This window comes from Micromonospora narathiwatensis, from assembly GCF_900089605.1.
In the GTDB taxonomy this organism is placed as follows: domain Bacteria; phylum Actinomycetota; class Actinomycetes; order Mycobacteriales; family Micromonosporaceae; genus Micromonospora; species Micromonospora narathiwatensis.
Genome location: NZ_LT594324.1, coordinates 802,607 through 816,588 on the forward strand (window position 1 = coordinate 802,607; position 13,982 = coordinate 816,588).

The 13,982-nt window shown below is 74.6% G+C and carries 12 protein-coding genes; 7 read left to right on the top strand and 5 right to left on the bottom strand.

Annotated elements, in window-relative coordinates:
• Positions 1-32 precede the first annotated feature (32 nt).
• Together GA0070621_RS03650 and GA0070621_RS03655 are read left to right on the top strand one after the other, a co-directional pair.
• Positions 33-827, top strand: a complete 795-nt coding sequence (locus tag GA0070621_RS03650; RefSeq protein WP_091191571.1) for a trans-aconitate 2-methyltransferase — start codon at positions 33-35, stop codon at positions 825-827.
• Positions 824-1,849, top strand: coding sequence for an adenosine deaminase (locus tag GA0070621_RS03655; protein ID WP_091191572.1), 1,026 nt, complete (start codon positions 824-826; stop codon positions 1,847-1,849). Before GA0070621_RS03650 ends, GA0070621_RS03655 begins: the two co-directional genes overlap by 4 nt.
• Positions 1,850-2,071: 222 nt before the next feature.
• On the opposite strand, the gene GA0070621_RS03660 is transcribed toward GA0070621_RS03655, so the two are convergent.
• Both GA0070621_RS03660 and GA0070621_RS03665 read right to left on the bottom strand, forming a co-directional pair.
• On the bottom strand, positions 2,072-3,460 hold the full coding sequence (locus GA0070621_RS03660; RefSeq protein ID WP_091191574.1) for a HAMP domain-containing sensor histidine kinase: 1,389 nt from the start codon (positions 3,458-3,460) through the stop codon (positions 2,072-2,074).
• Between the two features lie 29 nt (positions 3,461-3,489).
• Positions 3,490-4,179, bottom strand: a complete 690-nt coding sequence (locus tag GA0070621_RS03665; RefSeq protein ID WP_091191576.1) for a response regulator transcription factor — start codon at positions 4,177-4,179, stop codon at positions 3,490-3,492.
• Positions 4,180-4,252: 73 nt separating this feature from the next.
• Between GA0070621_RS03665 and GA0070621_RS03670 the strand changes: the two genes are divergently transcribed.
• A complete protein-coding gene (locus GA0070621_RS03670; RefSeq protein WP_091191578.1) occupies positions 4,253-5,179 on the top strand; it encodes an ADP-ribosylglycohydrolase family protein in 927 nt (308 codons plus the stop codon).
• Positions 5,180-5,309: 130 nt separating this feature from the next.
• Here GA0070621_RS03670 and GA0070621_RS03675 read toward each other — a convergent pair whose 3' ends face one another.
• Positions 5,310-6,215 carry a DUF1775 domain-containing protein gene (locus GA0070621_RS03675; protein ID WP_091191579.1) on the bottom strand — a complete coding sequence of 302 codons (906 nt, stop codon included), beginning with the start codon at positions 6,213-6,215 and terminating at the stop codon, positions 5,310-5,312.
• Positions 6,216-6,428: 213 nt separating this feature from the next.
• Here GA0070621_RS03675 and thrS point away from each other — a divergent pair, with 213 nt between their 5' ends.
• Positions 6,429-8,441: a threonine--tRNA ligase gene (gene thrS, locus GA0070621_RS03680; protein ID WP_091191581.1), complete on the top strand. Its 2,013-nt coding sequence runs from the start codon at positions 6,429-6,431 to the stop codon at positions 8,439-8,441.
• A gap of 154 nt (positions 8,442-8,595) precedes the next feature.
• Positions 8,596-9,153, top strand: a complete 558-nt coding sequence (locus tag GA0070621_RS03685; RefSeq protein WP_091191582.1) for an HIT family protein — start codon at positions 8,596-8,598, stop codon at positions 9,151-9,153.
• A gap of 94 nt (positions 9,154-9,247) precedes the next feature.
• Here the strand turns inward: GA0070621_RS03685 and GA0070621_RS29770 are convergent, their stop codons facing one another.
• Positions 9,248-9,784, bottom strand: coding sequence for a hypothetical protein (locus GA0070621_RS29770; RefSeq protein WP_167666559.1), 537 nt, complete (start codon positions 9,782-9,784; stop codon positions 9,248-9,250).
• 81 nt (positions 9,785-9,865) lie between these two features.
• Between GA0070621_RS29770 and GA0070621_RS03695 the strand changes: the two genes are divergently transcribed.
• Complete coding sequence (locus GA0070621_RS03695) at positions 9,866-10,498, top strand: CG0192-related protein (protein ID WP_091191584.1); 633 nt, start codon at positions 9,866-9,868, stop codon at positions 10,496-10,498.
• Positions 10,499-10,574: 76 nt separating this feature from the next.
• Positions 10,575-11,633, top strand: coding sequence for an aldo/keto reductase (locus GA0070621_RS03700; protein WP_091191586.1), 1,059 nt, complete (start codon positions 10,575-10,577; stop codon positions 11,631-11,633).
• Between the two features lie 71 nt (positions 11,634-11,704).
• Here the strand turns inward: GA0070621_RS03700 and GA0070621_RS03705 are convergent, their stop codons facing one another.
• Positions 11,705-13,867 (bottom strand): elongation factor G-like protein EF-G2, encoded by a 2,163-nt coding sequence (locus GA0070621_RS03705; RefSeq protein ID WP_091191587.1) that lies wholly within the window; start codon positions 13,865-13,867, stop codon positions 11,705-11,707.
• Positions 13,868-13,982: the final 115 nt, after the last annotated feature.

Sequence of the window (13,982 nt, forward strand, 5' to 3'; positions counted from 1 at the left end):
AGCAAGACGTACGTACGGTTTGGAGGTTTGTCATGTGGGACCCGACCACCTACCTGCGCTACGGCGACGAGCGCTCCCGGCCCTTCCACGACCTGGTCGCCCGGGTCCCGGCCGAGCGCCCACGGGCCGTGGTGGACCTCGGCTGCGGCCCCGGCACGCTCACCGCCACCCTCGCCCGGCGGTGGCCGCGGGCCCGGCTGGGCGGGATCGACTCCTCCCCAGAGATGATCGCCCGGGCGAGCGCCCTGGACACCCCGGCCACCTTCGCCGTCGGCGACGTACGGTCCTGGCGTCCGGAGCCGGACGTGGACGTGGTGGTCAGCAACGCGGTGCTCCAGTGGGTGCCCGGCCACCGGGAGCTGCTCACCCGCTGGGCCGCCGGGCTGCCGGCGGGCGCGTGGCTGGCCTTCCAGGTCCCCGGCAACTTCGACGCCCCGTCGCACCGGGCGCTGCGTGCGGTGGCCGGGCATGACCGGTGGCGGGACACGCTCGCCCCGCTGCTGCGCGAGGCGCCCGTCGACGACCCCGTCGACTACGCCGCGCTGCTGGTCGGTGCCGGCTGCGCGGTCGACGCCTGGGAGACTACCTACGTGCACCTGCTCCCGGCCGCCGCCGGCGCGGACCACCCGGTCCTGACCTGGATGGAGGGTACGGCGCTGCGCCCGGTCCGGGCCGCGCTGACCGCCGCCGGCTGGGCCGAGTTCCGCGCCGAGCTGGGCGTCCGGCTCGCACAGGATTACCCGGTGCGGCAGGGTCAGGTGTACTTCCCGTTCCGCCGGATCTTCGCGGTGGCCCGCACCGGCGCCCGCGCAGAGGAGACCAAGTGACCGACCTGTCCGCCTTCATCGCCGGACTGCCCAAGGTGGAGCTGCACGTGCACCACGTCGGCTCCGCCTCGCCCCGGATCGTCGCCGAGCTGGCCGCCCGGCACGAGGGGCGCAGCCCCGTCCCGGCCGACCCCGAGCGGCTCGCCGAATATTTCGCGTTCCGCGACTTCGCCCATTTCGTCGAGATCTACCTCAGCGTCGTGGACCTGATCCGCGACCCGGAGGACGTCTGGATCCTCACCCACGAGGTGGCCCGGGAGCTGGCCCGCCAGCAGGTCCGGTACGCCGAGCTGACCATCACGCCGTACTCGCACGTGCGCCGGGGGATTCCGGCGCCCGCGTTCTGCGAGGCGATCGAGGACGCGCGCAAGCGGGCCGAGGCCGACTTCGGCATCGCGCTGCGCTGGTGCTTCGACATTCCCGGTGAGGCGGGACTGCCGGCCGCCGAGGAGACGCTGCAGATCGCCCTGCGGGAACGGCCGGACGGGCTGATCAGCTTCGGCCTGGGCGGCCCCGAGATCGGGGTGCCGCGACCGCAGTTCAAGCCGTACTTCGACCAGGCCCGAGCCGCGGGGCTGCGCTCGGTGCCGCACGCCGGCGAGACCACCGGGCCGGAGACGATCTGGGACGCGCTGCGGGAACTGGGCGCGGAGCGGATCGGCCACGGCATCTCCGCCGCGCTCGATCCCGAACTGCTCACCCACCTGGCCGAGCGGCAGATCGCGCTGGAGGTCTGCCCCACCTCCAACGTCCGTACCCGGGCGGTGGCGACCCTCGACGAGCACCCGCTGCCGCAGCTCGTCGAGGCCGGGCTGCTGGTCACCATCAACTCCGACGACCCGCCGATGTTCGGCACCACCCTGAACGACGAGTACGCCGTCGCCGCCCGGCTGCTGAACGTGGGCCCGGACGGGCTCGCCGCGCTGGCCCGGGCCGCGGTCACCGCCTCGTTCCTGGAGCCGGCGGAGAAGGCCCGGATCAGCGGCGAGATCGACGCGTACCTGGCGGGCGCGGCGCGCTGAGAGGACCCGACGGGGAGTGGCGCGCGACGGGAGCGAGGTGTGGGGGACCGAAACTCCCGCCGCGCGCACGGATCCGCCGGCCGAGGGTGTTACCGGGGCGTTCCGGCCGACGGAACTGATGGGTTCGGTGAGATCCTGGCAGCCGGTCGGGCCGGCGCGGCGGTGGTTAACCCAGACCTAAGGAAGACTTGCGGCGGGCCACAGCCAGCGGCCGAGACACGGTCAGCGCGGCCGGGGCAGGCGGCGGCGGATCTTCTGCTCCCGGCCGTCCCGCGCCATCCGGCCGACCAGCCCGAACCGGTTGACCTGCCGGGGCGTCGCCTCCGGGTCGGCCAGCAGCATCACCACGCTGGCCCCGCCGAGCCGGGCCTGGTCGATGCTGACCGACCCGTTGGCCTGCAACGCGACCCGCCGGGCGATGTCCAGCCCGAGCCCGGTCGAGCCCTGGTCGCTGGCGCCCCGGCGCAGCGCCCGGTCCGGATTCGCGATGCCCGGGCCGGCGTCGTCGATGCGGATCGCCACCCAGCCGTCCCGCCGGCTGACCGCCACCTCGAACGCGGTGCCCTGCGGCGTGTAGCGGAAGACGTTGCCGATCACCGCGTCGAGCGCGGCGGCCAGCTCGGCCCGGGGCACCGGCGCCGGAATGCGTAGTTGCGCCCCGACGACCCGGTGCGGCCGGTTCTGGTCGCCCGCGAGGGCCGACCAGAAGACCATCCGGTCCCGGACCACCTCGCTCACGTCGCACGTCGCCGGTCCGGCCTCCTGGCTGACCGCCTTGCGGGTGGTCTTGATCAGCTGGTCGACCTCGCCCTCCAGGGTGACGATGGCCTGCCGGATCCGCCGGATGCCGCGCCGGCGGTCGAGTTCCGCCGCGCTGAACGTCCCGATGCTGGTGTCGTCGGACTCCAGCGCCTCGGCGTCCAGCCGCAGCGCGGTCAGCGGGGTACGCAACCGGTGGGACAGGTCCGCGACGAGTTCCCGCTCGTCGGCGCGGAGCGCGACGAGCCGCTCCGCCATCCGGTTGAACGCGTGCCCGGCCTCGGCCAGCTCCCGCGGGCCGGCCGGCTCGACCCGTACGCCGAGGTCACCGTCGCCGACGGCGAGCGCCGCCTTGACCAGCTCGCCGGTGGCGTCCACCGCCCGCGCGGCAACCCGGTCGACCACGATCACCACGGCCGCGACCAGCGCCGCCGCCACCGCGAGCAGCAGCAGCCACCGCCGGCCGGAACCCTCGTCGAGCACCCGGTCGGGGACGAAGACCTCCACCACCGCGACCCTGTCGCCGAGCACCACCGGGTCCAGCCGGAGCACGCCGCCGGGCACGTCGGTGACCAGCGACCGCCGGTCGGCGCCGGCCCGGGCCAGCGCCGCGGCGTCGGCGCGGCCGAGGGACTCGTCACCACCGAGACCGTGTACGACCGGCCGCAGCGCCGGGTCGTCGTCGGTGGCCGCGACCGCGCGGTGGACGACGTCCGGGTCGGTGCTGACCGCGAGCGCGCCGGTGACCAGGGCACTGCGCCGGGCCGCGTCGGCCAGCTTCTCGTGCCGCGACTGGTCGCCGAGGGCGAGCCCGAGCGGGATGAGGAAGGCGAGCGCGACGAGGGTGCACATGCCGGCCGTGAGCCAGGCCAGCGCGGGCCTCAGTCGGGCACCACCAGCCGGAAGCCGACCCCCCGCACGGTGCGCAGGTAGCGCGGCTTCGCCGCGGACTCGCCCATTTTGCGGCGCAGCCAGTAGAGGTGAACGTCGATGGTCTGGTCCTCGCCGACCGACGGCTGCCGCCATACCTCCTCCAAGAGTTCCCGCCGGGACACTACCCGGCCGGGACGCGCGGCGAGATACGCCAGCAGGTCGAATTCCTTACGGGTCAGCGCCAGCGGCTGCCCGTCCAGCACCGCGCTGCGTTCGCCCACGTCCACCCGCAGCCCGCCGACGGTGTGCACCGCCGGCTGGACCGTACGGCTGGCCCGGCCCGCCCGGCGCAGCACGGTGGTGATCCGGGCATCCAGGTGGGCCCCGGTGAACGGCTTGACCATGTAGTCGTCGGCGCCCGCCCGCAACAGCCGCACCACGGACTGCTCGTCGTCCCTCGCGGTGGCGATGATGATCGGCACGTCGGTGATCCCGCGCAGCATCCGCAGCGCGTCCGAGCCGTCCAGATCGGGCAGGCCGAGGTCGAGCACGACCAGGTCGGGAGTCTCGGCGGCGACCCGGCGCAGCGCGTCCAGCGCCGTGCCGACGGCGTGCACGGCGTGTCCCCGGTCGGTGAGGGACCGCAGCATCGCACCGCGTACGACGTGATCGTCTTCGACCAGGAGGACGGTGGCCACGTCAAGACGGTACTCGGCGTGGCAAGTTGATCGCGTTGCGGCAGTTGAGGGAACCGGGCAAGCTGGGACGACGATGACGTTCACCCTGTTCCCCGACACCCGCCTGGCGCTCGCCCGGGACGCCCTCGCCGGCCTCTCGGTCGGTGACGCTCTCGGCGCGATGTTCTTCGTCCCCGGCCGGCCGACCGCGCCGTGGCACGATGACCTGCCTCCCGGCCCGTGGGCGTGGAGTGACGACACCGAGATGGCCTGCTCGGTCGTGACCGTCCTGACCGAGGCCGGGGAGATCGATCGCGACAGCCTGGCCAGCGCCTTCGCCGAGCGCTACGACCCGGCCCGCCGCTACGGCGCGGGCGCCGTCGAGCTGCTGGAGCTGATCCGCGCCGGGACGCCGTGGCCGGTGGCCGCCGCGTCCGCGTTCGACGGGCAGGGCTCCTGCGGCAACGGCGCCGCGATGCGGGTCGCCCCGCTCGGCGCCTGGTACGCCGACTCGACCCGGCGCGCCGCCGATCAGGCCCGCGCCTCCGCCGAGGTGACCCACGCCCACCCGGAGGGAATCGCCGGCGCGGTCGCGGTGACGGTCGCCGCCTCGCTGGCCGCCCGGGCCCGGCTGGACGGGGACCGACCCGAGCCGGCCCGGCTGCTCGGCGCGGTGGCCGGCGCCCTGGACCCGGGCGGCGAGCTGCACCGGGGCGTACGCCGGGCGGTCGCGTTGCTCGGTCACTCGGCGGGCGTGGCCGCCGACGCGCTCGGCAACGGCTCCCGGGTCACCGCGCAGGACACCGTCCCGTTCACGCTCTGGGTCGCCGCCACCCACCTCGACGACTACCCGGCCGCGATCCGCGTCTGCGTCGAGGCGGGCGGGGACGTGGACACCACTGCGGCCATCGTCGGCGGGGTGGTCGCCGCGTACACCGGGGTCGGCACGCCGGGCGGCGTGCCCGACGGCTGGCTCGCCGCCCGCGAGCCGCTGCCGACCTGGCTCCCCGCCCACCCCTGACTCCCCGCGTCCGCGCCCCCGGCTCGCGGCTCGCGGCTCGCGCAGTGTCGGCGAAAGTGCTGCTTCGCGATGCCGGGATGGGCCGCTTTCGGGGAAGGTGCTGCCTCGCGGCGCGTCGGGGTGGTCGGCGTCAGCTCGTCGGGGTGGCGGGGGCGTGCCGGCCCGAGAGGACGGGCTCGCCGGTTTCGCCCGGAGCCGGCCGCACGTCGAGTGTCGCGTCCGGGGCGAGCGCCAGCGGGCCGCGTCGGCGGCGGCTGAGCAGCCAGCCGAGCACCGCCCCGGCGCCCAGCCCGGCGAGCAGCCCGGCACCGAGCAGCAGGTCGGCGCTCGGACCGTCCTGGTTGGCGGCCGGCGCGGCCACGGCCGGCCCCGGGGCTGCCGGGCGGACGGCGGACCCGCCGTGGCCGGCGTGCCCGCCGGTGCGGGGCAGGGCCGGCAGCAGGGTCACGGTCGGCGCGGGGTGCGCCCCGCCCGGCGGGTCCGCCCACCGGATCACCGTGCCGTCGGCGTACGTCCGGACCACCTGGAAGGCCAGCCGGTCGACCGCCGGCATCGGGCCCATGCCGAGCCGCAGTCGGGTGGGGCCGGTGGCCGCTCCGGGCATCCGGATCCAGGTCACCGCGTCGGTCACCTGGTTCAGCTCGGGGGCGTGGATGCCGGCGACCGGCCGGTCGAGGGTACGGGTGGTGATCCGCGGCGCCCAGCCCGGCACCGACAGGGGGTAGACCTCGCCGACGGGGGCGTCCACCGGCATTCTCAGCTCGATCCGGGTGGTCCGGCTGCCGGCCCGCTCCTCGGGCAGCACGACGGTCACCTCGACCGCGTCCCCCTGGCGCACCTCGGCCGGAACGGTCGTGATCGTCACCCCGGCAGAGGCGGCGGTCCCGGCCTCGGTCGCGGTTCCGGTAGCGGTTTCGATTCGGGTGGCGGCTGCGGTCGCGGTGCCGGGCCAGCCCGGCGTTCCGGCCACGACGACGGTCAGTACGACGGCCAGCAGGGTCGCCGCCCGACACCGGCCCCGACGGGTCATCCTCATGGTCGTCCCCATCCGTCTCGACGCGGCCGGCACCGGCTCCGGCCGTACCGGGTAGTTCGGCCCGGGCGGCGGAAAGGTTCAACGCGTGGGCGAACTCGTTCCGGCCATCGTTCGGGACACCACGGCGTCGCCGACGGTGCGGAAAGGGGGACCGATAGCATCGCAGGGGCCGGCAACCGGCAGATCCGAGCCCCATCGACGACAGGAGTCACCGTGTCCGCACCCCGTACCCCCGTCGTGGCCGACCCCGTCGTCGTCGCCGCCGGGACCACGGCGGCCGACGCGGTGGCCGCGGCCGGGCTGCCCACCAGCGGCCCGAAGGCCGTCGTGGTGGTCCGCGACCCGCAGGGCCAGCTGCGCGACCTGGACTGGAAGCCGGCCGAGGAGACCACGGTCGAGCCCGTCGCCCTCGACTCGCCGGACGGGCTGAACGTGCTGCGGCACTCCACCGCGCACGTGCTCGCCCAGGCCGTGCAGGACGTCTTCCCCGAGGCGAAGCTCGGCATCGGCCCGCCGATCGAGAACGGCTTCTACTACGACTTCCAGGTCGACAAGCCGTTCCAGCCGGACGACCTGGCGAAGCTCGAGAAGCGGATGCAGGAGATCGTCAAGTCCGGCCAGCGGTTCCGCCGCCGGCGGTTCAGCAGCCTGGACGAGGCGCGGGGCGAGTTGGCCGCCGAGCCGTTCAAGCTGGAGCTGATCGAGGTCAAGGGGGAGGGGCTGGACTCCTCCGAGGTGATGGAGGTGGGCGGCGGCGAGCTGACCATCTACGACAACCTCGCCGCGAACGAGGACAAGGTCTGCTGGTCGGACCTGTGCCGCGGCCCGCACCTGCCGAACACCCGGCTGATCGGCGCGTTCAAGCTGATGCGCTCGGCCGCCGCGTACTGGCGGGGGTCGGAGAAGAACCCGCAGCTCCAGCGGGTGTACGGCACCGCGTGGCCGACCCGGGACGAGCTGAAGGCGTACCTGAGGCTGTTGGAGGAGGCGGCCCGGCGCGACCACCGCAAGCTCGGCGCGGACCTCGACCTGTTCAGCTTCCCCGACGAGATCGGCTCGGGCCTGGCGGTCTTCCACCCCAAGGGCGGCGTGCTCAAGCGGGTGATGGAGGACTACGTCCGCACCCGCCACATCGAGGAGGGCTTCCAGTACGTCGGGACCCCGCACATCTCGAAGGAAGGTCTCTTCCACACCTCGGGCCACCTGCCCTACTACAAGGACACGATGTTCCCTCCGATGGAGATGGAGGGCAGCGACTACTACCTCAAGGCGATGAACTGCCCGATGCACAACCTGATCTACAGGTCGCGCGGGCGGTCCTACCGTGAGCTGCCGATGCGGCTGTTCGAGTTCGGGTCGGTGTACCGGTACGAGAAGTCGGGCGTCATCCACGGCCTGACCCGGGTGCGCGGCTTCACCCAGGACGACTCGCACTCCTACTGCACGAGGGAGCAGGCGCCGGGCGAGGTCAAGCACCTGCTGGGCTTCGTGCTCAGCCTGCTTCGGGACTTCGGCATCGACGACTTCTACCTGGAGCTGTCGACCCGCGACGAGTCCCGGCCGGACAAGTTCGTCGGCTCGGACGAGGACTGGGCGACCGCGACCGCGGTGCTGGAGGAGTGCGCCCGGGAGACCGGGCTCGACCTGGTGCCGGATCCGGGCGGCGCGGCCTTCTACGGCCCGAAGATCTCGGTGCAGGCCAAGGACGCCATCGGCCGTACCTGGCAGATGTCGACGATCCAGTACGACTTCAACCAGCCGAAGGGCTTCGGGCTGGAGTACCAGGCGGCCGACGGCAGCCGGCAGCAGCCCGTCATGATCCACTGTGCCAAGTTCGGGTCGATCGAGCGCTTCATCGGCGTGCTCACCGAGCACTACGCCGGGGCGTTCCCGGCGTGGCTCGCCCCGGTGCAGGTGGTCGGCATCCCGATCCGCGAGGACCACACCGACTACCTCCAGGAGTTCGTCGCGGCGCTGCGGGTCGAGGGGATCCGGGCCGAGGTCGACGCGGGCGACGAGCGGATGCAGAAGAAGATCCGCAACGCCCAGCAGCAGAAGATCCCGTTCATGGTGATCGCCGGTGACGACGACGTGGCCGCCGGCACGGTGTCCTTCCGCTACCGGGACGGGTCGCAGCGCAACGGCGTACCGGTGGCCGAGGCGGTCGCCCACGTGCTCGACGTGGTCAACTCCCGGACCAACTCGGGGCCCTCGGCGGAGAGCTGAGCCCCGGCCCGGCCGTGGCCGGGCGTGACGTGCCGCGAACGGCGGTGCCCCGGCGTCGGGGTACCGCCGTTCGCCGTGTCCGGTGCCCGGTACGCATCGAACCCCCACCAGGCACCCCGGCTCGTCGAGGCGCGGTGACCGTAGGATCGGCGATGTGACTGGGGCGGATCGGCACTTCGACAGCGGCACCGACAACGGTCTGGCGGACGGGCTGGAACGGCTCTGGACGCCGCACCGGATGACCTACATCTCCGGCGAGGACCGGCCCGCGGGCGGCTACGAGAAGCCCGCCGGTTGCCCGTTCTGCCTGGCCCCCGGCCTGCCTCCGGACGAGAGCCTGGTCGTCGCCCGGGGCGAGCACGTCTTCGCGGTGCTCAACCTCTACCCGTACAACCCGGGGCACCTGCTGGTCTGCCCGTACCGGCACGTCGCCGACTACACCGAGCTGGACGCGCCGGAGACCGCCGAGCTGGCCGCGTTCACCAAGGACGCCATGCGGGTGGTCCGCCACGTCTCCAACGCGCACGGCTTCAACCTGGGCATGAACCAGGGCGGCGTGGCCGGCGCCGGCATCGCCGCCCACCTGCACCAGCACGTGGTCCCCAGGTGGGGCGGCGACGCCAACTTCATGCCGGTCATCGGCCGGACGAAGGTGCTGCCGCAGTTGCTCGCCGACACCCGGGACCTGCTGGCCAAGGCCTGGCCGGCCTGATCCGGCCCGGTCGGTTCGGCTGACGGCGGCCGTCCCGGTCGGCGTCCCCGGTCGGTGCGCGGTCCCGGTGGCGTCAGCGTGCTCGGCCCCAGCGTCAGTGCGCCCTGCCCCGGCGGCGGTCCGGCCGCCGGTGCGTGGTGGGACCGCTCCGCCGGGCCGCCTCGGCAGGGTCGGTGGCAGGTTCGGCGCGGAGGGCGAGCTGGCGCAGCCGCCGCTCGACCATCCGGTCGGCGTGCCGGGCGATCCAGAGACAGACCCCGGCGAGCGGCAGTTCGACCAGCGCGGCCAGCAGCACCGACATCACCAGGTCGGGCCCGGCCACGGTGGTCGTCACGTCGAACCAGGCGTCCACCACCAGCATGGTCGCGGTGCCGGTGGCGGCCAGCACCACCTGCCGGTTGCCCCGGTACGCGTGCCAGGCGGTCAGCGAGAGCAGCGCCGCCAGCCCCAGGTCGAACCCGACCCAGGCGGCCCGGTAGTGCGTCGTCACGGCGTGCCGGGGCAGGGTCAGCGCGAGATAGCCGATCCACGGCAGGGTGAGCAGGGCCAGCACCACGAAGATGGGCGCCACCCAGCGCGGCACCGGCCGCGCCTCGCTCGCCCGCTCGATCCCGTCCGCCGTGGGGCCCATCGTTCCTCCAGGTCGCGGTGGTGTCTCGCCGCCAAGATCGGCAAAGCCCGGAGCATCCCCATCGACAGTACGATCCTCCGCATGGCTCTGCTGCACCGCGCGGAACTGCGCCCCTCGAAGCTCGACCTGCTCGCCGCCTGGCTGCCCGGCCGTCCCTGGTTCGCCGGGACGGTGGGTGCCGCCGTCACCCGGGTCGGGGCGTACCGCTTCGACGACCCGGCCGGCGAGGTCGGGATCGAGACCCTGCTCGTCCGGGCCGGGGACGGGCCGGTCCTGCAGGTGCCGCTCGCCTACCGGGGCGCCCCGCTGGCCGGCGCCGACGGCTGGCTGGTCGGCACCACCGAGCACTCCGTGCTCGGCCCACGCTGGGTGTACGACGCCTGCGCCGACCCGGTCTACCCGCCCGCCCTGGCCGCGGCCGTCCTCGCCGGCGCGGGCCAGGCGGAGGAGTATTTCGAGGTGGACGGTCGGCGGGACGTGCGCGCGCCCAGCATGACCCTCACCGGCAGCCGCGTCGACGGGGCCGAACTGCCGGCGGTCGGCGCGCCCCGCGAGGTGGTCGACGGCGAGCCGACGCTGATCCGGGCCGATCCGGTCGAGCTGGCCGTCGTCCGGCGGCCGGTCCCCGCCGAGGTCCCGTCCGACGCCTGCCTGACCGGCGCCTGGGCCGGGCAGCCCGCCCCGGTCCTGCTGGCGTACGCCGTGCCCCGCTGACCGTCCACCGTGGCCGCCCGATCGCTGTGGGTGATTTTCTCACCCGCGGCGGCCGGGCGGGTGGCACGATGCGGCGGTGGCAGTCAGCACGCGGACGTTGGGCCGCAGCGGCATCGAGGTCAGCGCCCTCGGGATGGGGTGCTGGGCGATCGGCGGCCCGTGGACGGAGGGTGTGCGACCGCTGGGCTGGGGCGCGGTGGACGACGACGAGTCCGTCCGGACGGTCCGCCGCGCGCTCGACCTCGGGGTGACGTTCTTCGACACCGCCGACACGTACGGGGCCGGTCACGGCGAGCGGATCCTCGGCCGGGCGCTCGCCGGCCGCCGCGACGAGGCGGTGATCGCCACCAAGTGGGGCTACACCTTCGACGAGGGGACCCGGCAGGTCACCGGCGAGGACCCGTCGCCCGGGTACCTGCGGCGGGCGGTCGTCGCCTCGCTGCGCCGGCTGGACACCGACCGGATCGACCTCTATCAGCTGCACCTCGGCGACCTGCCGCTGCCCCGGGCCGAGGCGCTGGTCGGCACCCTGGAGGACCTGGTCGCCGACGGCCTCGTCCGGGCGTACGGCTGGAGCACCGACCGGGCCGACCGGGCGGGCGCGTTCGCCCAGGTGGCCCGGCACGCCACCGCCGTGCAGCACGGCCTGTCGGTGCTCCGGGACGCCCCGACGCTGCTCGTGGCCTGCGACAAGCACGACCTGGCCAGCGTCGTCCGGGGGCCGCTCGCGATGGGGCTGCTCACCGGCAAGTACACCCCGGCGTCGACGCTGCCCCGTGACGACGTACGCGGGACCGCCCCGAACTGGTTGGAGTGGTTCCGTGGCGGCCGGCCCGCGCCGGAGTGGCTGCGCCGGGTGGCCGCCGTACGCGGCGCGCTGACCGCCGACGGCCGGACCCTGGCCCAGGGTGCGCTCGGCTGGATCTGGGCGCGCAGCGGCCGTACCGTCCCGGTCCCCGGCGCGCGGACGGTCGCTCAGATGGAGGAGAACGCCGCGGCGCTGCGCCGGGGGCCGCTCGCCCCGGACCAGTTCGCCGAGGTGGAACTCCGGCTCGCGGCCCTGCGTACGGCGGCTCTCCGGGACGCCGACCGGCCGCACTGGCCGATGCCCCCGGTCCCCGCCGCGCGCCCCTGACCGCCCCGCCCGCCGGGCCGCCCCCGACCAGGAGTTCCGCGGGCGTGCCCGGGCGCGGGCGGCGGTACGGGTCAGGAACGGGCGGCGTGCTCCTTGCGGACCTGCTCGGCGAGGTGGGCGGGCATGGGTTCGTACCGGGCGAACTCGCGGCGGAAGGTGCCGGTGCCGGCGGTCATCGAGCGCAGCTCGACCGCGTACCGGAGCAGCTCGGTGGCGGGCACCTCGGCGCGGACCAGGGTGCGCCCCTCGGCGTCCGGGTCGGGCTCGGTGCCGAGCACCCGCCCGCGCCGGCCGGAGAGGTCGCCCATCACCGCGCCCACCGACGGGTCGGGCACCCGGATGGTCACCTCGTCGACCGGCTCCAGCAGCGTCGGCTGGCCCTTCTCGGCGGCGTCCCGCAGCGCGAGGGCCCCCGCGGTCTGGAACGCCGCGTCGGAGGAGTCGACGCTGTGCGCCTTGCCGTCGAAGAGGGTCACCCGCAGGTCCACCACCGGGGAACCGGCGACCAGGCCGCGTTCCATCTGCGCCCGCACGCCCTTCTCCACCGACGGGATGTAGTTGTGCGGCACCGCGCCGCCGACCACCTTGTCGACGAACTCGAAGCCGGCGCCGCGGGGCAGCGGCTCCACGTCGACGTCGCAGACCGCGTACTGGCCGTGGCCGCCGGACTGCTTGACGTGCCGGCCGTGCCCCTTCGCTCCGACGGTGAACGTCTCGCGCAGCGCCACCCGGACCGGCTCGGTCTCCAGCTCCACCCCGCCGGCGCGCAGCCGGTCGAGCACCACGTCGGCGTGCGCCTCGCCCATGCACCAGAGCACCAGCTGATGGGTCTCGGCGTTGCGCTCCAGCCGCAGCGTCGGGTCGCCGGCCACCAGCCGGGCCAGGTTGCGGGCCAGAGTGTCCTCGTCGGCCCGGCTCTTCGCCACGATCGCCACCGGCAGCAGCGGCTCCGGCATCTCCCACGGGGCGATGAGCAGCGGCTCCTCCTTGGCGGAGATGGTGTCGCCGGTCTCCGCGCTGCCCGACTTGGTGATCGCGCAGATGTCCCCGGCGACGGCGGCGGCCACCTCACGCAGCGTCGCGCCGAGCGGGCTGTAGAGGTGGCCGACCCGCTCGTCGGCGTCGTGGTCGGCGTGGCCCCGCTCGGTCATGCCGTGCCCGGACACGTGGATCACCTGGTCGGGGCGGAGGGTGCCGGAGAAGACCCGGACCAGGGACACCCGCCCGACGTGCCGGTCGACGGTCGTCTTGACCACCTCGGCGACCAGCGGGCCGTCCGGGTCGCAGCCCAGCGGAGGCCGGGGCGAGCCGTCCACCCCGGTGACCGCCGGCAGGTCGTGCTCCAGCGGCGACGGAAACGCCGCCACCAGGCCGTCGAGCAGCACGTCCAGGCCGACCCCGGTCTCCGCGCAGACCGGCACCACCGGGTAGAAGTGGCCCCGGGCCACCGCCGTCTCCAGGTCGGTGACGAGCACCTCGGTGTCGATCTCCTCGCCGCCGAGGTAGCGGTCCAGCAGGGTCTCGTCCTCGCTCTCCGCGATGATCCCCTCGATCAGCTCGTTGCGCGCCTCCACGATCGCGGGCAGGTGCTCGGGGTCCGGCTCCCGCACCGCCGCGGGCAGCCCGGCCGAGTAGTCGAAGACCCGGCGGGTGATCAGCCCCATCAGGCCGGCGACCGACACGCCGTCGTCGCCGAGCATGGGGAGGTAGAGCGGAAGCACGTTGTCGCCGAAGACCCGCTGGCAGAGCGCCACCGCCTCGTCGAAGTCGGCGCGTGGGTGGTCCAGCCGGGCCACCGCGACCGCGCGCGGCATGTCGACCGCGGCGCACTCCTCCCAGAGCGCGGCGGTCGCGGCGTCCATCCCGTCGACGGCCGAGACCACGAACAGCGCCGCGTCGGCGGCCCGCAGACCGGCGCGCAGCTCGCCGACGAAGTCGCCGTAGCCGGGGGTGTCCAGGAGGTTCACCTTGACGTCGCGGTGCAGCAGCGGGGCACAGCAGAGGCTCACCGAACGCTGCTGGCGTACGGCGGCGGGGTCGTGGTCGCAGACCGTGGTGCCGTCGGTGACGGTGCCGGCGCGGCCGATCGTGCCGCTGGCCGCCAGCAACGCCTCGACCAGGGTGGTCTTGCCCGCCCCGGAGTGGCCGACCAGCACCACGTTGCGAACCCTGCCGGGCTCGGTCACCACCGGCGCGCCGCCGGTGACACCCTTCTCCTGATTTTTCTGCGCCATCGCGGCGCACCTCCCTCAGCCGGTGTGGTGGCGACCGCCGCGCGCGACGGGGAAGCGGGCCCGGGCGGGTGCCGCGGCGATATCCTCCGGTGCTCTCCTGGACGACGGGTTCTCG